The organism is Eubacterium sulci ATCC 35585, from assembly GCA_001189495.1.
Classification (GTDB): Bacteria; Bacillota; Clostridia; order Peptostreptococcales; family Anaerovoracaceae; genus Eubacterium_B; species Eubacterium_B sulci.
Window position 1 is genome coordinate 1409588 of record CP012068.1, and the last position, 21324, is coordinate 1430911.

Annotated in this window: 15 protein-coding genes and 2 pseudogenes; 3 read left to right on the plus strand and 14 right to left on the minus strand. The window is 37.5% G+C overall.

Going from position 1 to position 21324, the window contains the following annotated elements; translation table 11 throughout:
* Window positions 1-137: 137 nt before the first annotated feature.
* Complete coding sequence (locus ADJ67_06550) at window positions 138-1679, plus strand: iron hydrogenase (GenBank protein ID AKT47326.1); 1542 nt, start codon at window positions 138-140, stop codon at window positions 1677-1679.
* 69 nt (window positions 1680-1748) lie between these two features.
* On the opposite strand, the gene ADJ67_06555 is transcribed toward ADJ67_06550, so the two are convergent.
* The 10 genes and pseudogenes from ADJ67_06555 to ADJ67_06600 all read right to left on the minus strand — a co-directional run bounded on the left by ADJ67_06555 (window position 1749) and on the right by ADJ67_06600 (window position 12092).
* Complete coding sequence (locus ADJ67_06555; protein ID AKT47327.1) at window positions 1749-2669, minus strand: LysR family transcriptional regulator; 921 nt, start codon at window positions 2667-2669, stop codon at window positions 1749-1751.
* Window positions 2666-3715, minus strand: a pseudogene (locus ADJ67_06560) (hypothetical protein). The gene ADJ67_06555 and the pseudogene ADJ67_06560 overlap by 4 nt, the downstream one beginning before the upstream one ends.
* Before the next feature lie 197 nt (window positions 3716-3912).
* A complete protein-coding gene (locus ADJ67_06565; GenBank protein AKT47328.1) occupies window positions 3913-4755 on the minus strand; it encodes a hypothetical protein in 843 nt (280 codons plus the stop codon).
* Between the two features lie 23 nt (window positions 4756-4778).
* On the minus strand, window positions 4779-5465 hold the full coding sequence (locus tag ADJ67_06570; GenBank protein AKT47329.1) for a DNA alkylation repair protein: 687 nt from the start codon (window positions 5463-5465) through the stop codon (window positions 4779-4781).
* Between the two features lie 12 nt (window positions 5466-5477).
* Complete coding sequence (locus tag ADJ67_06575; protein ID AKT47330.1) at window positions 5478-7034, minus strand: heme ABC transporter ATP-binding protein; 1557 nt, start codon at window positions 7032-7034, stop codon at window positions 5478-5480.
* Between the two features lie 154 nt (window positions 7035-7188).
* A complete protein-coding gene (locus ADJ67_06580) occupies window positions 7189-8910 on the minus strand; it encodes an ABC transporter ATP-binding protein (GenBank protein ID AKT47331.1) in 1722 nt (573 codons plus the stop codon).
* Window position 8911: 1 nt separating this feature from the next.
* Complete coding sequence (locus ADJ67_06585) at window positions 8912-10648, minus strand: ABC transporter ATP-binding protein (GenBank protein AKT47332.1); 1737 nt, start codon at window positions 10646-10648, stop codon at window positions 8912-8914.
* A gap of 1 nt (window position 10649) precedes the next feature.
* Entirely contained in the window at window positions 10650-11243 is a 594-nt protein-coding gene (locus ADJ67_06590) for a TetR family transcriptional regulator (protein ID AKT47333.1), read from the minus strand.
* Between the two features lie 328 nt (window positions 11244-11571).
* Window positions 11572-11838 carry a hypothetical protein gene (locus ADJ67_06595; protein ID AKT47334.1) on the minus strand — a complete coding sequence of 89 codons (267 nt, stop codon included), beginning with the start codon at window positions 11836-11838 and terminating at the stop codon, window positions 11572-11574.
* A gap of 20 nt (window positions 11839-11858) precedes the next feature.
* Window positions 11859-12092: pseudogene (locus ADJ67_06600) on the minus strand (hypothetical protein).
* Window positions 12093-12282: 190 nt separating this feature from the next.
* On the opposite strand from ADJ67_06600, the gene ADJ67_06605 reads away from it, so the two are divergent.
* Window positions 12283-12795, plus strand: coding sequence for a restriction endonuclease subunit S (locus ADJ67_06605; GenBank protein AKT47702.1), 513 nt, complete (start codon window positions 12283-12285; stop codon window positions 12793-12795).
* Window positions 12795-13721: an integrase gene (locus tag ADJ67_06610; GenBank protein AKT47335.1), complete on the plus strand. Its 927-nt coding sequence runs from the start codon at window positions 12795-12797 to the stop codon at window positions 13719-13721. Before ADJ67_06605 ends, ADJ67_06610 begins: the two co-directional genes overlap by 1 nt.
* On the opposite strand, the gene ADJ67_06615 is transcribed toward ADJ67_06610, so the two are convergent.
* Genes ADJ67_06615 through ADJ67_06630 form a run of 4 tightly spaced genes read right to left on the minus strand, consistent with a single transcriptional unit; the run spans window position 13713 to window position 21220 of the window.
* Window positions 13713-14270, minus strand: a complete 558-nt coding sequence (locus ADJ67_06615; GenBank protein ID AKT47336.1) for a type I site-specific deoxyribonuclease — start codon at window positions 14268-14270, stop codon at window positions 13713-13715. The two genes, ADJ67_06610 and ADJ67_06615, sit on opposite strands and share 9 nt — an antisense overlap.
* A 25-nt stretch (window positions 14271-14295) precedes the next feature.
* The gene (locus ADJ67_06620) at window positions 14296-17448 is read right to left on the minus strand and encodes a DEAD/DEAH box helicase (protein ID AKT47337.1); all 3153 of its coding nucleotides are present in this window, start codon (window positions 17446-17448) and stop codon (window positions 14296-14298) included.
* Between the two features lie 18 nt (window positions 17449-17466).
* A complete protein-coding gene (locus ADJ67_06625; protein ID AKT47338.1) occupies window positions 17467-18663 on the minus strand; it encodes a hypothetical protein in 1197 nt (398 codons plus the stop codon).
* A gap of 1 nt (window position 18664) precedes the next feature.
* Complete coding sequence (locus tag ADJ67_06630; GenBank protein ID AKT47339.1) at window positions 18665-21220, minus strand: type I restriction-modification protein subunit M; 2556 nt, start codon at window positions 21218-21220, stop codon at window positions 18665-18667.
* Between the last annotated feature and the right edge of the window lie 104 nt (window positions 21221-21324).

The window sequence follows — 21324 nt, forward strand, 5'->3', positions numbered from 1 at the left end:
ATTTTATCATTGTTAAATTCCTATCAAAATTATTTAAAATGGGGTTCCCATGCACATGAAAATATAGTATGATATGTAGGGTTTAAATTTAATTTATAAGTAAAATTGTATTCATTATACATCGGAGGTTTTTAAACATGCGTGACATATACACAAGAATTAATAATTTGCGCCGTCAGGTTTTCTCTGCAGTAGCAAATCTTGCGTACGAAGATCGTGATCTTAGTGAAATCGTAGAAATTCCATTTGAGATTCTTCCTGGCGAAATAGCATCAATCAGAGAGAGCGTATTCTTAGAGAGAGCTATCCTCGGAGAAAGAATTCGTGCAGCTCTTGGACTAGATATTCAGCCAGCAAGAGAGCACATCTCAATCACAACAGGTATTGACGAAATCGTAAAGGGCGAAAACTACTATAAGGCTCCACTGATCAACATCATCAAGTTTGCATGTCATCAGTGCCCAGAGAAGCTCATCAAGGTTACTGACATGTGTCAGGGTTGTATTGCTCACCCATGTACTGAAGTCTGTCCTAAGAATGCTGTTGATATTATCAACGGTAAATCTTTCATCGACCAGGACAATTGTATCAAGTGTGGAAGATGCGTAACTGCCTGTCCATACAATGCTATCATCAAGATGGAAAGACCATGTGCTGCTGTATGCGGAATGGATGCAATCAGCTCAGACGAATACGGTCGCGCAGACATAGACGAAGATAAGTGCGTAGGATGCGGAATGTGTCTAACACACTGCCCATTTGGTGCTATCGTAGATAAGGCACAGCTATTCCAGACTATTACAGCAATCAAAAGCGATACACCAGTATATGCTGCAGTTGCACCTGCTGTTGCGGGACAGTTCGGAAACGGTATCACAATGGAACAACTAAAGGTTGCTCTTAGAGAGCTTGGCTTTACAGATGTACTTGATGTAGCTGTAGGTGCTGACCTTTGTACAATTCAGGAGGCTCACGACTTCCTAGAGAACGTTCCAGCAGAGATTCCTTTCCTTGCAACATCATGCTGCCCATCATGGTCAGGCATGGCAGAAAAGCTATTCCCAGAGCTACAGGGACACATCTCAATGGCTCTTACACCTATGACACTAACAGGTATGGTTCTTAAGGAGCAGCACCCAGGATGTAAGGTTGCATTCATCGGACCATGCGCTGCTAAGAAGATTGAGGCAACAAGAGAAAATATCAGACCATATATCGACTTCGTTCTTACATTCGAGGAAGTAATCGGAATGTTCGACTCAAGAGGAATCGATCCTAAGAAGGTAGAGGTTGACGAAAATGAAACAGCAACCGGAAGCTCAGCAGGAAGAAACTTCGCCGTAAGCGGTGGTGTAGCTAACGCTGTAGTTCAGGTAATTTCTAGGCTAGAGCCAGAAAGAGAAATGAAGATTGCAAACGCTGACGGTCTCGCAAACTGCCGTAAGCTTCTTCAGGCTGCTAAGCAAGGTAAGTACGATGGATACCTACTTGAGGGAATGGGTTGCCCAGGCGGATGCGTCGGTGGTGCTGGAACAATGATTTCTCTAACAAAGGGTAACAACGCAGTTGCTAAGACAACTAAGGAAGCTCCGTACGAGAATCCACTAGATAGTGAATACTCAGATTACCTAAGAATCGTTGAGGAAAATCAGGGTACTGATAGCGAATCAGCTAAATAGAAATTCACATTAAGATAACAAAAAATCGGTGCTGCAAGGCACCGATTTTGTTTTGCTCATATTTTAGGACTACTCTGTAACACCTAGATATTTCTTGAGATGCTCTATGTATTCATCTCCTGTATGGCTTAAGCTTACACCCTTTTTCTTGATATATCCAATCTCCATAACGCTGTTCGGATTTTGCTTATCCTCGTAAGGAACAGCTATATAGTCATCTCCATTTAGTTCCTCGCAAATGATTCCTGAACAAAGCGTGTAACCGTTTAGGCCTATCATTAGATTCAGCATGGTTGCACGGTCGTTAGCTTTGATGGTTCTAGGATACTCGTTTGTTGTTAGAATTTCCTCAGCAAAGTAGAACGAGCTGTTCTCCCCCTGCTCAAAAGAAAGGCAAGGATAGTCCTTTAGCTGGTCGAAGTTAATCGACTTTTCATTGGCTAGGGGATGACCCTTCCACAGATATACGAAGGCATCGCAGTCTATGAGCTTGGTAAAGCTTATATTTGAGGCATTAAGTAGCTTCATCAAAGCCTTGCGATTAAAGTCACTCATATAAAGGAGTCCTATCTCACTTCTGAGATTAGCAACATCAGAGATAACAGTTCTAGTTTGAGTCTCTCGAATTGCAAACTCATATTCTGCCGTATCAAAGCTCTTTACCATCTCTACAAATGCCTTTATCGCAAAAGAATAGTGCTGAGTCGAAACGCCAAACTTCTTCTTTATCTTTGCGCCATCGCCGTACTTTTCCATCAAGGTCTCGTAGCTACCATAGACCTCCTTTGCGTACATCAAAAATTCTACGCCATCAGGTGTTAGGCTCACGCCCTTACCACTACGATTAAATAGGCTAAAGCCAAGCTCCTTCTCTAGCTCTTTGATTGCACCCGTCAAAGATGGCTGGGCCACATAAAGCTGCTCAGCAGCCTTGTTCATGGAGCCACATTCAACTATTTTTATAACATAGTTTATCTGTGTCAGCGTCATTGTACTTCTCCTGACTTTTCTAGTTTCTTGGCCTCGCGCCAAGCTATGAATCTATCAAATTCTTTCTTCAATAGGGCTGCCATCGGAACCGCTGTTAGCATTCCTAAAAGTCCTCCAAGTGATGCTCCTATCAAAAGAGCTATAATTACAAGTATAGGATTTACCGAAATACTGTTTGATAATAGCTTAGGATTTATAAAGTTTCCATCTAGTCCCTGGATAACCAAAACCACAATAAGTCCGATTACCATCTTTTTGAAGTCCCCATCAACTATGCAAGCTAGGGTTGTTCCGCCATAGGCAAATATTGGTCCTACATAAGGGATTAGGTTTCCAATTCCCGTTAGGATACCTATTAAGATGCTGTATTTTACATTTACTATTGAAAGTCCTACACTAACTAGTACAGCCATTACACAGGCATCTAGGAACTGGCCTTTGATATAGCCTGAGAAACAGTAGTCTGCATCCTTAAGGAAAGTTGATACGGCACCATAGCTGCGGTTTCCTAGCAGTGCTCCCGCAACCTTCTGCCAGTATTTTTTCAGATTATCTAAGTCGATAAGCACATATATTGATAGAACCATAGCGATTAAGAACTTTGATATTGCGCTTCCTACATTTGATACAAACGAGAAGGCACCGCTTGCGATACTTGTAGTGCTGTCATTTATCCAGCTAATCAGCTTATGCTGATACTCGCTTAGATTTGCAGACTTGATGCCAAACTGATCAAGCTTGCTCGTTACAGCTTTGATGAACTCCTTGCCTGAGTTTAGAAGCGAAAGCGCTATGTTCTTGAGGCTATCGGTATCAGCTAATTGTATTTCTTTAGCAATAGATGATATGATTGCAGATAGAATCAGGAAAATGCATCCTGCAACTATAAGGTATGTAATCAAGACTGATAAGCTTCTAAATGATAGCTTGTCTTTCTTGCTTTTTAAAATGATTCCAAAGCTTTTGTAAAGTATCTTTTCTATACGGTTTACAATTGGATTTAGCAGATAAACTATTGCAAGTCCGACTATAAATGGTGAAATCAGCGAGAAAAATGTCGAAATAAAACTCATTCCCTTTGGCACTATCACGCCGATATTAAGCAGCAAAAAGAGCATAACTAAGATGCTAAATGCTCCAAGTAGTACATACAAAAGTATCTGTTGATATTTTTCATTTCTATCAGGTAACTTCATTAATCCCTCCCATTAACTGTAGTTTAATTTACTACAGAAATAATCTATCACACTTCAGCAGTCTTTTCAATCAAGGCAAAGTTTGCTGCTCTTTTGGTATAGTTTGTTTCTAACATTCTTACGTGAGATAGGAACGCCTCATCATCAAAATACTTTGCTCCACTGTGGCATTTTATAACGCAGGCCTGACATTTGATGCATGGCCCTGTAATCGTCATATAATCTGAAGAAATACTAGCTACTGGACAGGCTTTGACGCAGACTCCGCAGCCATCACATAAGGCTTCTACCGTCTTTGGCACCGCCTTTAGGAATTTTGCAGGCTGCATATCCTCACCTAGTGGAATATAGTAAGGCTTTACTTCGGATTCAGCAAGTATATTTCTTTGTTCTATGCTATTTGCTTCCGATTTTGATAGCCACTGCGCTATGCTTAATGCAAATTTTTCTATTTCAGCTATATCATCATTGTCTGGTCTTGCCGTTCCTATTACTTTGGAGAAGTGATGCTGACAGGCAAATGAAGCTGCTGCAAAGACATCAAATCCGTTTTGATATAGCTCTAGCGATAGCTCAGTCAAAGAGCTGTCAAAGCTTCTGTTTCCGAATGTGGTAACAGCAACTGCCTTTGTGGCATTCCCCTTAAAACCATTCTGAAGAAAAGCCAGGAGCTTGTTTGGAACTCTTCCAGCGTAGGTTGGCATACCGAAAATCACAAGTGCATCTTCATCGAAGCTGTACTGCGCGTTTCTCATCTCAGGTGATGTGAAGTCAATTGCGTATGCTTCAGCGTCTAGCTCACCAGCTAACTTTGTTCCGATGAGCTTTACTACTTTTTCCGTATTTCCGCCTGGGCTAAAATAAACTAGATATATTTTTTTTATGTCCATAGTTTCCACCTTCTCCTGAGGTTTTACTTTATCTTTAGTCCTCTTAGATATTCCTTTTGCTCAGGGCTTATTCTATAGCTTTCTATCGCCTTTTGTATGGTCTTATTATGAGTCCATTTTGATAGTCTATTATTTTCTAGATAAACTATTGCACTCTCCCACTGCTTGGCAAGGGCAGTTGCAAAGAACCAGGCTATCATCATGTTAAGATAGTATTCCTCGCTTTTAACACTAGCTGGAAGCTCAAAATATTCCTCCTTAAATTCATCATCGAGGAAATAGCTCATCAGCATCTCCATGCCAAATCTACTTGTATAAAGATGTTCCGATCTAATCCATGACCTGATACAAGCGAGAAAGCGCTCTTTATCCTTTGCTAAAACCTTAGGATTCATAATATCGCAGCTTGCCCAGTTATCGACATAAGGAAGAAATTCCTCAAGTCTAAAAAGACAATCCTCCTGAGACTTCATATTTGAAATTACGATTCCGTGCAAAGTATTCTCTTCAAGGTATTTGTGAGGAAGGTCAGAGAGCCAGTCTCCTAAATCCTCAGTTCTAAGCTCCTTTTCGAGCTTCCTGAGCGCAGGAACTCTAACGCCGATCACAAGGCTTTCGTCGACGTTTGGAATTAGCTTTGAATTAAAGACCTTATATTCCTCATCCTTTAGATCCATAAGTCTATTTCTGATATCTTCAGCGGTAGTCATGAAACTCTCCTTTTATATCAGCCTTGTCGTCCACTCTGAAAGGTCCCAAATTTCCGTGGCAAGTCCTTCGTAGAACTCAGGCTCGTGGCATACCATCAAAATACTGCCATTATATTCCTGAAGTGCGCGCTTTAGCTCTTTCTTTGCTGCAACATCAAGGTGATTTGTCGGCTCGTCTAGCACAAGTAGGTTGGAAGGTCTGTTAATCAGCTTGCAAAGCCTTACCTTTGCCTGCTCTCCTCCTGAGAGGACTTTTACCTTACTCTCTATGTGCTTTGTTGTAAGACCACACTTTGCTAAAGCAAGTCTTACCTCAAACTGAGTCCATGCCTGAAAATCCTGCCAGATTTCGTCTATACAGGTCTTTTCTCCATCACCAGAGCTTTCCTGCTCGAAGTAGCCAAGTTCGATAGAATCGCCCATTTTAGCCTCTCCAGACACCGCTGGTATCAGGCCAAGAAGGCTCTTAAGCAAAGTAGTCTTTCCGATGCCATTTGCACCCTCGATTACTATCTTCTGCTTACGCTCCATGTATAGATTCAAAGGCTTACTGAGCGGTTCATCGTAGCCTATGACTAGGTCTTTAGTCTCAAATATAACCTTGCCGCTGATTTTGCTCTCCTTAAAATCAAACTCAGGCTCAGGTGCCTCAGTCGGTCTTGAAATCAGCTCCATATTATCCAGTTTCTTCTGCCTAGACATCGCCATATTCCTAGTCGCAACTCTGCTCTTGTTTCTGGCAACGAAGTCCTTAAGCTCTGCGATTTCTGCCTGCTGTCTCTTGTAGGCAGCCTCCTGCTGTTCCTGCTTAACCTTGAATACCTCCATGAACTTATCGTAGTCTCCGACATATCTATCGAGATTCTTGTTATGCATGTGGTAGATAAGGTTTACAACACTATTCAGAAACGGTATATCGTGGCTTATGAGGATGAAAGCATTCTCATATGACTCAAGATATCTTCTCAGCCATTCGATATGCTCCCTGTCGAGATGGTTTGTAGGCTCGTCGAGCAAAAGGATATCTGGCTTTGATAAAAGTAGTTTCGCAAGAAGCACCTTGGTTCTCTGTCCACCAGAAAGCGCAGAAACATCGGTATCAAGACCTAGCTCCATAAGTCCAAGAGCCCTTGCTACCTCGTCCACCTTGACATCTATGCTGTAGAAGTCGTGCGCCATCAAAAGCTCCTGAAGAACGCTAGCTTCCTCCATCATCTCATCCATCTTATCAGGGTCAGCGCTTCCCATCTGCTCATAAAGCTCATTCATCTGCTTTTCCATATCAAAGAGTGAGTCAAAGGCCCCTGCTAGCGCCTCTCTGATGGTCATGCCCTTCTTGAGCACAGCATGCTGATCCATATAGCCTACGCTCACATTCTTGGACCACTGCACCGTTCCCTCATCTGGCATAAGTTTGCCCGTGATTATGTTCATAAAAGTCGACTTTCCCTCGCCGTTTGCTCCTATGAGGCCTATATGCTCGCCCTTGAGAAGTCTGAAGGAAACGTCGTTAAATATAGCTCTATCGCCAAAGCCATGCGATAGGTTTTTCACTGTCATAATGCTCATCTGGCATCTCCTAACTGTTAGCTGTTTTTATAAACGATACCATATAAATGGCAAATTTTCAAGATTTATGGCTGCACAGACATCCAAAGGCTCATATGTTTTACAACAAAAAACAGCCTTTTGGCTGCCTTTTGATATTTTCTATTTCTTTCTCCTAATAATTGAACTCCTCTGCAAGCTTAGTTTTTTGAATTAGGTTTTTATATACCTTTGATTTATTCATTAGTTCATCATGTGTGCCTGAAGTTTCAACAACACCATTATCTATTACAACAATCTTGTTAACATTTTCTATGGATTTCAACCTATGAGATATTATAATTACAGTCTTATTTTTAATCAGCTTGTTTAGGCTCTCTTGAATCTTCTTCTCGTTATCAACATCAAGACTAGCTGAAATCTCATCTAAAATCAGTATTGGTGCATCCTTGAGGAATGCCCTTGCAATCGAGAGCCTCTGCCTCTCACCACCAGAAAGCTCTGCGCCATTTTCACCTATAGCAGTATCAAAGCCTTCAGGAAGCCTTTCAATAAAGTCCATGCAATTAGCAAGCTCGGCAGCCTTCCTTACCTCTTCATTGCTTGCATCTTCTCTTCCAAGTCTGATGTTTTCCATAACACTTGTATTAAATAAGGTCACATCCTGAAATACAATTGAAACATCCTTGAATAAAGAATCCGTCGATATATCTTTGATGTCTTTTCCATCTATCAAGATACTTCCACCATCGTAGTCGTATAATCTTGATATCAATCTCAAAATGGATGTTTTTCCAGAGCCAGATGCACCTACAAGAGCAGTAACCTCGCCCTGATTTGCTGTAAAACTCACGTCTTTTAATACCTGTGTGTCATTGTCGTACGCAAATGATACATTTTTAAACTCAATGTTGAAGTTAGAAAGCTTAACATCCTTACCATTCTGCAATACAGCATTCTTAATCTCTTTTATGCGTCTTACTGCTGGCTCAATATAGTACATTTCGAGGATACCTTCTTTTGATATATCAAAGATTTCCTTGACCTTTATGGCAGCTATAATGTAGAGCACGAGGTATAACAAAGAAATTTCACCACGCATGAGAAGTTCTATTCCGACAAGTATTACCACTGCTACACTGATATATGCAAAAAGTGTAGATATCGCAACAAGAACCATCGACATCATCTCGACATTGAAGTGAATTTTCTCACTTTCCTCCATCTTTTTATAGAGATTTTCCTTAACATTCTTAGATTGATTAAAGCTGCTTATTTCTTGCTGCAGCTCAATGGTCTCCTGAAACAGCTCAGAGTTTTCTCTCAAAACCTTGTAGTACTTACTGTTAGCTGTGATTTCTTTCTTCTTGCTCAACGGAATTACTATAAAGCTCACAAGTGTAGGAATTATTGTTGCAAGTCCAAGCTTCCAGTTTCCAATTACAAGCATTAGACCCATAATAGGAAAGAAAATCCACATACCGACAACCTTAGGTATTGAATGGCTCAAGGCATGTTCAATCGAATTCACATCGACCATGATGGTTTGAGATAAATCTGATAGATCATGCTTTGAAAAGTAAGCAAGTGGTAAGTCTGCAAGATTCTCAGCGATATCTGTTCTCAACTTTGCAGACTCCTTGTATGTAGCGTTATAAAGGCTAACATACTCTTTTGATAGGAGTAAATACATTATTATCAGTGTAGCTATTGACATGCAGATATATTGCCAAGTAGCATGCACATTCCCCAGAATCAGCTGATCGAACACTATCATTAAAATGAACATAGGTGCAAGATTTGCAAAGTAAGTAAGTGTACAATTTAAAGATGCAGTAGTAACATTTTTTGCACCCTGCTCGGATAGGGCATATCTTCTTTTAAAATAGTTTTTCATTTTACACCCTCCAATCATTTGCTGTTTCATATAGACGAAGTAGCCTGCTATATATTCCTTGCTTTTCAATCAAGGAATCATTACTTCCACGCTCGACCACCTTACCGCCTTCCAAAACTATTATTTCATCAACATTTTGAATACTACTTAGTCTATGGGCAATCATGATTACTGTTCTGTCCTTCATGAGATTCTTAAAAGCTTTTTGTAATTCGTACTCGTTATCAGCGTCTATAGAGGCACTCGCCTCATCCATTATTACTATAGGTGAGTTCTTCAAAATGGCTCTTGCAATTGCAATTCTCTGCTTTTCTCCTCCCGAAAGATAAACCCCCTTTGAGCCGATAATTGTATTTTCCTTATCCTTAAACTTAGCTAAAATCTCGTCGCAACCAGCTAAACTCAGTGCCTTCATGACATCTTCTCGATTCGCACTTTCATCTGCTATGGCAACATTGTCAAATATTGACTTTTTGAATAGCTTGCTATCTTGAAACACAAATGAAATATTGCGTATGATTGCTTCCTTAGTATATTCCTCAAGAGGGTATCCTCCTATTTTGATTGTTCCAGCATCAAGCCTATAAAATCCAGATAGCAGCTTTGCTATTGTTGATTTACCAGAACCTGAATGTCCTACGAGTGCGTAAGTTCGCTTTTCGAGAAGCGAGAACGAGAGGTTTTCGATTACTGTATTTTCTCCATATGAGAATGTCACATTTTTAAAATCTATATTATAGTTATCAAAACGTGTTCTGCTTCCATATGTCAACCTATCCTCCTGCATTTTGTCATACAAGGCTTCTAGATTATCAATTGCATATTTAGCATTGAAAATATTCATGCTCGCCCACATGATTTTCATGAAAGAAACCATTATTACACCACTGATAAAAAATATCATAATCAGCTCAACAGTAAAATTCTTAGGACTTCCCATACCTGTAATGAAAAAACTTAGCGGTATGCTGATAATTGCAATTAAACCGAGAAAAATCAATTGATATATGACATATGGTTTTTTGCAGGAAAGTGAGTAGTCATATGCATATTTCGAATAGTTTTTTATAGACTCGTCAAGAGCTTTGAATGAGTTTAGCTTTGTCCCAAAAATTTTGACAACCTGCATGCCTCTTATGTACTCTACTGTCTCTGAACTGAGCTTGTCTAGTGCCTCCTGATATACCTTCATAAACTCAGAATTACCCATCATAGCTTTTAGTATTAGAGCACTTACAAGGGTCAAAATAACTATGATTATCCCTACTCTAATGCTTACCGAGAAGGCTAGAACTATTGCAAGTATAGGTGTCAAAAATGCCTGCGAGTTATCAGGGATCATGTGCGCAACAGCAGTATGTGTCATCGCTGCGTTATCATCTATTGTTTTTCTAATCTGACCTGACGGATTAGTATCAAAGAATCTGAAGCTCGAATCTGTTAGGCCATCGATTCCTCTTTTTCTAAGATTGGTCTCTAACCTAAAAGCTAGCTTGTGTGAGGCTAACCCAGAGATTAGGTATAATATAGCCGCTAAAGTCAAATAGATTACAATCTTTATTGCATAAACGCTTGCATTTTCAAGGTTGTCTTTGACTATAACTTCATCAAAGAATTTATATATGTAATGGTATCCAAGCACCATAATAAATGCCGAAATAGCAGATATTAGGACTGCTAAATAACCAAACACCCTATACTCGGGTACGTATCTAAACGATTTCTTATATATGTCCATATCAATTCTCCTTTCCTTCTTTAAATATACTGAGAAACATCCTCTCTAGAAAATGTCTGTTTTTTGTGAAGTTATCTCTAGCTCCTAAAATATTAGATGCAAGGATAAGTGCATTCATTACATCAGTAGAAACATTAAATATGTTTACATCAAATGACCACCCTAATTCATCACCCATGTCCGTGCTAAACCTATCGCTAGTCAGCTCCTGAAGCTCCTGCATCATTTTCTCTAGCTCAGGATTTCTTTTCTTTGCAATAAGAAACTCAACATAAAGTGGCATATAAGGGTTATCATCTATGATTTTATCAACAAATTGCTTTGCTATAAATTCCATTTCGTGACCCTTTTTACACTCATCCATATGCTCTTTTATAATTGTTTTTCTATATTCAATTCCTGAGATCATAATGTCTTTAAAAATCTCGTTGACGTTTTTATAATAGTGGTAGACACCACCTTTTGATAAACTAGTACCAGCAATAATCTCTTCCATCGTTGCATTTTCCAGACCTTTTTGGGTTATTACATCGACAGCAGAATTCATAATTTCATTTTTTCTTTCAGACTCACTAAGTCTACGTGCAGCACACATATGAATACCTCCTATTTTAACCGACGCGTCCGTCGGTATCTTTATTATACATAAGTTAGTTATATCTAACAAGTGGTTTTTTAATTTTTTCAATCTATATTTTAGTGCATCCTTAGTTTGAGACATCAAAAAAGCACCTACTATGTAGATGCTTTCCCTTAATAATGCTATTTCCCCTTAAATTATCACCACTTTTAGGTTTTTACTTCTTTATATAAAATATCGCTACCTTCTAATGAACTCACTTTAGTACTCAGAGCATCCTTAAACTCACCCATTTTAGCTAAAATATACTTGCAAGCCTCTTCAAATATCTCAAAATTCTCCATCAGCCCTTTTTAAACGACCCTCCACCTCTATATGTATTTACAACACTGGTAAATTTCTGCCCACATTTAGGACATTCAATGACATGGTAGATAATGTCATCTACCCAGTACCCATCACGCTTATAACCATCTACAGGGCAGGTGCCATCTACTAGCAGAAAACCGTCTTTTTCTATCAGCTTTCCAATGTAAGCCATAGTTTTTTCATAGTCTTTCGGAGACTTAAAGTCTTGAACTAAAGTAATTTTCTCACAACAATTACACATTTTCTGCCTCCAATACCGGGTTAATCTTCATAATGATACCATTCAAAAATAAATTTCTCCGGATGTAGCCTAATATACTCTATTATCTCATCCTCACCTGTTTGTACACAAACAAGAGTATCCGCCTTAGCTAACAACGCATCAAATCTTTTATCTCTCGAAAACTTATATACCAATATATAACGTTCATCTTCATCAAATGGAAGATTTCCCCCTAAATAGTCTATCAATTTTTGCAAATTATCAGCGTCCATTGTCAACTACGCTGACCATAATCACTCGGAATTCCGAGAGATTATTAATATTTAATTATATTTAGATGCTATCATATGTAAAAAATTCTGTCAATATCGTGGACCCTCGGTGCTTCGAAATGCTTTTTAGACACTCGTCTATATAAACAGATTGCATTTTTCTTTGCATAGAAATTTATTATTATATTCTATAAGCACAAATTCTTGGGAACAGCGTAAGTTGGGGGATGTGTTTAAATATGAGCAACCCCAGACGTATATTGTAGAAAATACTGAGTATGATGATAAAAATAAAATCCCTGTTTTGACTGCAGGTCAAAGCTTTATTTTAGGATATACTGATGAACATTTTGGCATAAAAGAAGCAAATCAGAGAAACCCAGTAATTATATTTGATGACTTTACAACATCATCACACTATGTGGATTTTCCGTTCAAAGTCAAGAGTTCTGCTATAAAACTTCTTACTTTAAGCACCACGAAAGATAATGTGTATTGTGCTTATAATGTTCTAAAAAATATCAGTTACTTACCTGTTAGTCATGAGCGTCATTGGATTTCAACGTTTACTAAATTTGATATACTGTTGCCGAAATCTGTTGATGAACAGGAACTTATAGGAGAATATTTTAAGCTCCTAGATAAGCTTATCACTCTTCATCAGCGTAAATCACAATATTATATAAGGAGGATAAGAAAGTAATGCTTAATGATACAAAAAATACCGATTTATTTCACGAATATTATTCCCAATGGATAGACGTATATAAATCTGGCGCAATCCGTAAAGTTACAATGGACAAATATATTTTGACAAGCACATGGGTAAAAAAATTAATCCCTGAATTGAAAATTAATGAAATAAATAGGCTGACCTACCAGCAACTTCTCAATGACTTTGCAGAATTTCACGAAAGACAAACAACAATGGATTTTCACCACCAACTTAAAGGTGCAATATTAGATGCTGTTGATGAGGGGCTTATTGAAAGAGATCCAACTAGAAAAGCAATTATAAAAGGGAAAATACCACGCGTAAAGAAAACAAAATATCTTAATCAATTTGAACTCCATAAGTTATTGCAAGATTTAAACTTAGCAACCGATATAAATTGGGATTGGTTTATTCTACTTGTTGCAAAAACAGGATTAAGATTCTCTGAAGCTTTAGCACTTACGCCAAGTGATTTTGATTTTCCTCATCAGTCTCTATCAATAAGCAAAACCTGGGATTACAAAGGAAATAGTGGATTCCTTCCAACTAAAAATCGTTCATCTATAAGAAAAATCCAGATTGATTGGCAGCTCATCGTACAGTTTTCTGAATTACTCAAGGGGTTACCAAAAGACGAGCCCATATTCATCAAATCGCGTGTATTTAACTCAACCGTAAATAATGCACTAGAAAGACATTGCTTACATGCTGAAATCCCAGTTATTTCAGTTCATGGACTCAGACATACACATGCCTCACTTCTACTGTTCGCAGGGGTATCAATCGCTAGTGTTGCTAGAAGACTAGGTCATTCTAGTATGACAACCACACAAAAAACATATCTTCACATTATTCATGAGCTAGAAAATAAGGATATTGATCTCGTAATGCGCTCACTTTCTAGTTTAAGTTAAAATGTCAAATGATTTACGCTGATGAAGAGTGATAAGGTTGTCAAGACTCCTAAAATATGCTCCAATAAAAGCTTGTTCTTCCTCTGATTTGGGCAAATATAAATCAATATCAAAGAAATCCTCTGCAGATATATTTAATAGTCCATGGTTTCTTGCACCTTCTGCAGCTCGTTCAGACACACCTTTATGCCATCTGTCAGTATCAAAGAAAACTGTCAAAAAATCGCTATTAGTTTTTGCTTTACCTTTTATGTTAAAAACGATGTAAAGTGTTGATAATACACCTTTTTTATACAAGTCAAGCCTCTTTACTGTACCAAACGGAAAACCATCGGAGGTACTTTTGTTATAGGCAAATTCACCATTCAAAACCAAGTAATATTTACTCACATCTCGACTTGCAACACGGTTGTTAAAGTATGTGACTTGGTCTACCAATCCATACTGGGCCGAGATAGTCAGTGGCAAAGTTGATTCATTATTTATATTCTTACGAACAACTCTATCAACAATATCCCCCAGCTTACACTGTTCCCAAGAAAAAGCCATATTCGCGAAGAATATGGCCTAATCATTAATTTTCTTTTTTCCCTAGATAGATATCAAATCCGCCACGTAGGATAAATTCCTTTAGCAGTTTTGATGTTTTTTGATTTACTTTCACCTTTGTTAGTTCCGTTTCATCTAATTTCTCAAAGTACTCCTTAGCCTTTGATTTATCAACGGTACTTTTTAGGTCATCAAACATTCCGAATTCGTTTAAATTTGCTTCTTCTGGATGTTTTTCAATCATATTTTTCAATTTTGTTTCATCAACACCTAAGGCTTTTACTAGCTTTTGGATTTGCGTATCCTTATCCTTAGTCTTGTACTTTACAATCTGCTCTCTGAAAGATAGAGATATATCCTTAACCTCTCCCCTCTCAATATCATGTAAGAAAATATTTGCATATTTCTGATCTTCTTGGCTTAGCGTAGCAAAAGTCTTATGCAACTGTTCCTTTGCTTGCTGAACTTGGTAGTTAGAATTATCGTCTGTTTGGAGAAGCTTAAGATATTTTTCAAACCTTGAATTCATATAGTCAGCATCAATCTTATCTGTATCAATTTCTGTGATATATCCCTTTATATCATATGTACCTTGAGGATTAGAATTACCATCTGGGTCGATTAATTCTTTATATCTTTGTACCAATATTAAGTATGTGTTTTCATCAAGTTCTAATGAAACAGTATACCCACGACCATCTTCATCTGTAAATTCATATTCTTTTTTACTAAAAGTCATGCCCTGTATATTTGCTGCATCAATATGCTTTTTCAACTCATTGAAAAGCTGAGAGAACTTTCTTTTCTCAGCTACATCATCAGGAAGCTTTTCAAAATCCACGATGCCAGCATTATGAAATAGATATTTTATATCACTAAAAATCTCGTTAACCTTTTCTAGGTTACGATTTAGCTTATTCACAAATAAACCTAATGGCTTATCACCTGAATAAAGCTTTACTGCCGCATCTATGTTTCTTTCCATTGTATGAGGCTTTCTATAGTACTTTATAGTTCCGAAAGGTTTCAAATCTTCACGGCATAGACGATTTGTTCTAGAAAATGCTTGAATAAGGTTTTCATATTCTATTATCTTATCAAGGTATAGTGTATTAATCCACTTTGAATCAAATCCAGTAAGCATCTGATTAACGACAATTAAGAGATCGATTTGTTTTTCTGGTGTAGTTCCCACTCTCTGATATGGTGTCTTATGTGCAAGCCTTGCTGATATATCCTTCTTCATCTTGGGCCAAGTTGCCAAACTGAACTGATCTGCTTGAAAGAAATTGACATTATAGTCCTCTATGATTTCCACTAATCCATCTTCTTTAAAAGCAAATCCTTCTTCGTTATCTATGCTAGGATCAAATAAGGCTGTAACTTTTAAATTGATATCTGCTTTTTTAAATAGTCTATAGTAGTCTATTGCTTCCGGAATGCTATTAGTCGCAAAGATTCCATGGAGTTTATTTCCCCTACTTAGAGTTGTCCAATTTTCAACGATATCCTCAACAACCTTACTTTTGTGCTCTTCTCCCGTATACTGAGCCATAGGTATATAGTCTTCTATACCTTTTCTATATTTACCACTTGAATCAAATGAGCCAGCCATAGGAACATCGTTCATATAGTGATAATATATCTTTGATTTTTCGCTATTTTTAATTGCCTCGTCTTCTGTTTTTGCTTTAGCTTTATCCAATGCTACAGCTTTTCTAAGGTCCTTGTCTCTATAAGTTAGTATTTTATATGGATCAAAACCCAGAACATTCTTATCTCTTATTCCATCTGCGATACTGTAGCGATGTAATTCATTGCCAAAAATATCTGATGTTGTATTCAACTTCTTTTGATTTTCATCTTGTATTGGAGTCCCCGTAAACCCAAAGAATATAGCCTTTGGGAAGGTTTCTTTGATGCTTGTAAGCATTTCTCCAAATGTTGATCTATGGCATTCATCTACAATAAATACTATTCGTTTAGTATTCATTCTCTTAATATCGGCATCCTTAAGTCCATCATTTTCCTTGTTGATATTGCTCATTTTTTGAATAGATGTGACAATCAAGGTATTAGAAGGATTATCACTCTTTAATTTACTAACAAGTACGGATGTATCCTCAGTCTCCTGTACTTCCTCGTTTTCTTCTGCGAAGCCTCTATATTCTTTTAACGACTGAGTACCAAGCTCAATTCTGTCCATTAGAAAAACCACTTTATCAGCGTCTTTAGAACTTGCAATTAGTTGCGCTGACTTAAAGCTTGTCATAGTTTTTCCAGATCCCGTTGTATGCCAAATATATCCACCGAGTTGGTTTTTATCATCCCACTGAATCTTAGAAACCTTATCGGATATTGCATTCGCAGCATAGTATTGATAACTACGTAAAACCTTTAATACTCCATCCGCATTATCTGCTACTGTGTAAAAACCTATTAGTTGATGTGCCATTGGAATAGATAGTAAAGTTGAAGCTATGACATTCCAATCATTAATAGGCTCATTGTTAAAATCCGCCCAGTGGAAATAGAAATCTGAGTTGAATTTATTCTCGGGTCCTGGATTTGCAAAGTACTTGGTCTCATTTGGTTCCATTGCAACAAAAATCTGTACTAAAGAAAATAATCCAGTAAATACACCTTCATACGAATATTTTTCTATTTGATTAGTCGCCTGTGAAACTGGTATACCTGACCTTTTTAACTCTATGTGAACAACTGGCATACCATTGATCAAAAGCATCAAATCCCCTCTACGATCATTTAGCACTTTTGATTTAGCATTAAAAACAGGCTGACGCGCAATCTGATAGCGACTTTCTCCAGCAGCAATTTCACGCCTGTTATATATTTTAAGGCTTACTTCCTTACCTAGGTGATTTACATCATCTGGATTATCTCTTTTAATAGAAACGCTACCACCATTAATGAACCCACTAAGCCTAAGTGGAGTTCTTAAAGAAATAACTTGATCTAAAACTTGCTTCATTTCGCTATCAGTTAAAGGATAATCATTTAACCTATCTATGCCTCTGTTGTTTTCATATAGGATGTTAGCCCAATTTCTTAGCAAATCATCTTCCGTTGGATTTTTCAGTATAGTATTCTCCCAACCATGCTCTACTAAAACTTTAATCAGAGCCTCTTCAAAGTCAGCTTCTTTACTAAATATCATCGGTTTTCCTCCGCAAAATTATACAAACATGTTATCCAACATGGATTTTTTTATATTTTTTAATTTATCTAGCTTACGCTGATGAAGAGTGATAAGGTTGTCAAGGTTGCGGAAATATGTTCCGATTACCTTCTGTTCATTTAATTTTGGTATCCAAGTTTCGAGTCCTGAGAACTCTGTACGATTTATAATCTGCATTGTTCCAGCTGCTGCCGACTTCCTCATTTGAGCAGACCATATCTCACTTTCTATCAAAAGAAAATAAGGCTCATATTTATTTTCGTTTGGCGTCAATCCATTAATCTGCTGATTGAAACTGCCCGTATTTCCAAGCATTGTGTTCTTTCCGATACTCGCAATGCATGTTACGAGTATGGTATTTTTCGGAACAACACGTCCAACCTGTTGACCTAATTCGCTCAACTTTCTTGCACTTTTAAATGTTATGTTCTCGCTTATATCCGTCGGAGTAACCCATATGATTCCATCATCTGAATAGTAGTCGGGAATAGATGTTGATGGTGTGCTACCAGTCGTAATTGTTCCTATATCCCCCAGCTTACGCTGTTCCCAAGCATCAGTAAATCCCTTAAATCTTATTTCAGGAACAACTTCACCATCTTTAGGGAACATTTTATCAAGCATAGATTTTTTTACATTTTTCAATCGTTCTAACTTACGCTGATGAAGAGTGATAAGGTTGTCGAAGCGCTTAATATACATTCCAATTGCTTTTTGTTCATCATAACTTGTAAAAGGAATTTTTACTGTTTTCATTCCCTCTACATCAACACTACGACCATCTCGGATTCCATATACATGAGGTTTTAAGTCAATATCGATAAATTTTTTTGAACGAAAATACGAATAATAAAATCTTGAATCTGTATTTTCACCATGAAATGTATGGTAAGCAGGACTTATTATTCCAATGTTTGTTGCCATTTCCAAACCACCTTCAAAGGAACGAAGATGGACGATAAAATCCCCTTCATTTACCATCTTATAATTAGATAAATTTGCTTTGTCATATAACAAACTGCGTTCAGATTCATCTCTTCGTATTGTGCCACAACCTTGAATAATCATAAGAGCGGGTAACTCCTCGTGGTTCTTCACAGAGTATTCTTCGAATATCTCTCCCAACTTACGCTGTTCCCAAGCATCTGTAAAACCTTTGAATCTCAACTTAGGAGTTTTTCTGTTTTCTGTCATATTAATTACCCCCAAGTAGTTTCTTTAGCTCCTTAAGTCCAAGAAGATCCTCCTCAGAACCCTCTATATCATCAAGCATATCTCTTAGAGCTTTTTCAGTTTCGGCGATTTCCTTTTCAACATCTGAGAATGTTAACTCATATTTTTTCACGAGGGATTCCATCTTTGATGATAGGCTTTCAATAATTCTATTTGGTATTACATCTAGCCCTTTAACTATTGGAGTAATCCACTTATCCTTTAGTAGCTCAATTACCTCTGTGTCTGTTAGCTCTTCTATTCTTTTCTTTGTCTCATTTTCTAGTTCGGCATTAAGAGTTTTGATTTCCTTCTTCAGCTTCTTTTCTTCGTCGATTATATCTACAACTTTCTTAAGCTTTGCTAAGGTTTCCTCCTCTAATTCCTTGTTCTTTGATGCCTTTATTACCTCTGAATTTACAAAGGCGTCCCTATCCTCAGTGATGAAATCCATTTCTTTTTCATCTTCGTTAAACTCTTCTAGTAGCTCTTCGTACAGTGATTTTATATCCAAAAGACGATTTTCTTTATCGCTTAAAGCTTTCTTCTCAGCATAAAGAATTTTATCCTGCACCAAAGAAAATGGAATTACATGACCAGCCCAACCATCCTGAACCTCAACATCTTTTCCGTCTTTCTTCTTTGATACTATATTAGGATCAACCTTTTTGGTAGCTTCAAAGCCCTCTGTCTGTATTATTTCTAAATCGACACTAACAGTACTCCATTCATCACTAAAGAGCTGGTATGCTTCATATGCATTTACAAGAGGTTTATCCTTAATTCTCCTAAAGATCTCATCGCCTATCAGTATTTCTGCCATTGAAATATTGATACTTTCGATATTTTTAATCAAGATATTCTCAAGGGCTTCATCAAATCCGTTAAAGGCATTCTTGTACTCTTCTATAAAGGCTCTCACATCTTTGTTATTTTTAATGGTCTCCTTAACATCATCTGTATTTAGACCATAATACGAGCTTCCTGTTTTGGAATATAGGTCATCTCTTAGAGTTGGAAAAGCATTCCAATACTCATTGTAATCGCTTAGTTCATTTTCTGGGATTCCACCAAACATTAGCGCATAGATATCCCAGCTCTCTGCTTTTTCTGATGAATCAACATAGCGAGGTATGTTCAAATTATAATCATTTTGTCTGATTTCATCTCTAGATACTACTTTGCTGTATTTATCGATTGACAACCTGTTTTTAAATGTATCGACAATCTTTTTAATATCAGAGTCACGCAACTTGTTGTTCTTGCCTTCTTTTATAAATCCTTTTGATGCATCAATTATCAAAACATCGTCATTCGTTCTTTTTTGCTTCAAAACCATAACAATGGTTGGTATTCCTGTACCGAAGAAGATGTTAGAAGGTAAGCCAATAATAGCATCAATTTTGTTATTCTCTATGAGGTTCTTTCTGATTTCACCTTCTTCTCCACCTCTGAAAAGCACTCCGTGTGGAAGTACAATATTCATGATTCCGTCCGGTTTTAGATGATATAGGTCATGTAGCAAAAAAGCATAATCAGCTTTGCTCTTTGGTGCGATTCCGTATCCTGCATATCTAGGATCCATTTCTTTCCCTGATGGGTTCCAGTTCTGTGAATATGGAGGGTTTGAAACAACTGCATCAACATAGAGAGGATCATAGCTTGCTATTGGGTCAGCATCATCAAAATATGGCCAATCATCCTCTAGTGTATCTCCATTTCTAGCGTATATATTACTTGGTATAATTCCACGCATAACGAGGTTCATTCTAGTCAAATTATATGTATTCTCTTTGAGCTCCTGAGCATAGTACTTTATGCCGTTTGAGTTATCCATATACTTTGATAAACTCTTACCTATATTTATGAGCAACGAGCCCGATCCACTAGTAGGGTCGTATATTTCAATCTTATCTCTATCCTTTAAATGCTCTGCAACTATCTCAGACATGAGGACTGAAACTTCGTGAGGTGTATAAAACTCGCCAGCCTTTTTCCCTGCATTTGCAGCGAAATTACTTATAAGATATTCGTAAACAAAACCTAGAACGTCATAATCCTGTTTACCATCCATAGGTATGTCTTTGATCAAGTAAATCAAATCACTTACAGCCTTTGTCTGTGACTTGGAGCTGTCTCCTAGCTTGCTAAGTCCACTTTGCAGGGTATCAAATATTTTGTTGAAGACTTTCTTATGTGATTCACTAATCAGTCTTGTAAATGCTGACAATGCAGTTCTAACATTATCAACATCAAAATCGCTTCCCATCTCAAGCCAAGTCGAGAAAAGATTTTCATATGATATAAAATAGCCTATGCTTGTCTGAATATCCTTAACTGCATCCTCATCTTCTTCTGTTAGCTCTCTTATATCAGCATCTTCATAGTCGTTTTCCTTTAGATACTTCAACTCCTTGTCAGAGAGAAACTTATAAAAAATAAATCCTAAAATGTAATCCTTGTACTCGTTTGCTTCGATTTTAGAACGCATTTTGTTTGCTGATTCCCAAATCTTTGATGCTAGCTGTTGCTTATTCATTAGACATCCTCACATATTCTTTGTAAACAATACCTCAATAACATGTTAAAAAACTTACTCTTTATCCCAGTGTTAATCTATCTACAATTATATTCTATGCTGCT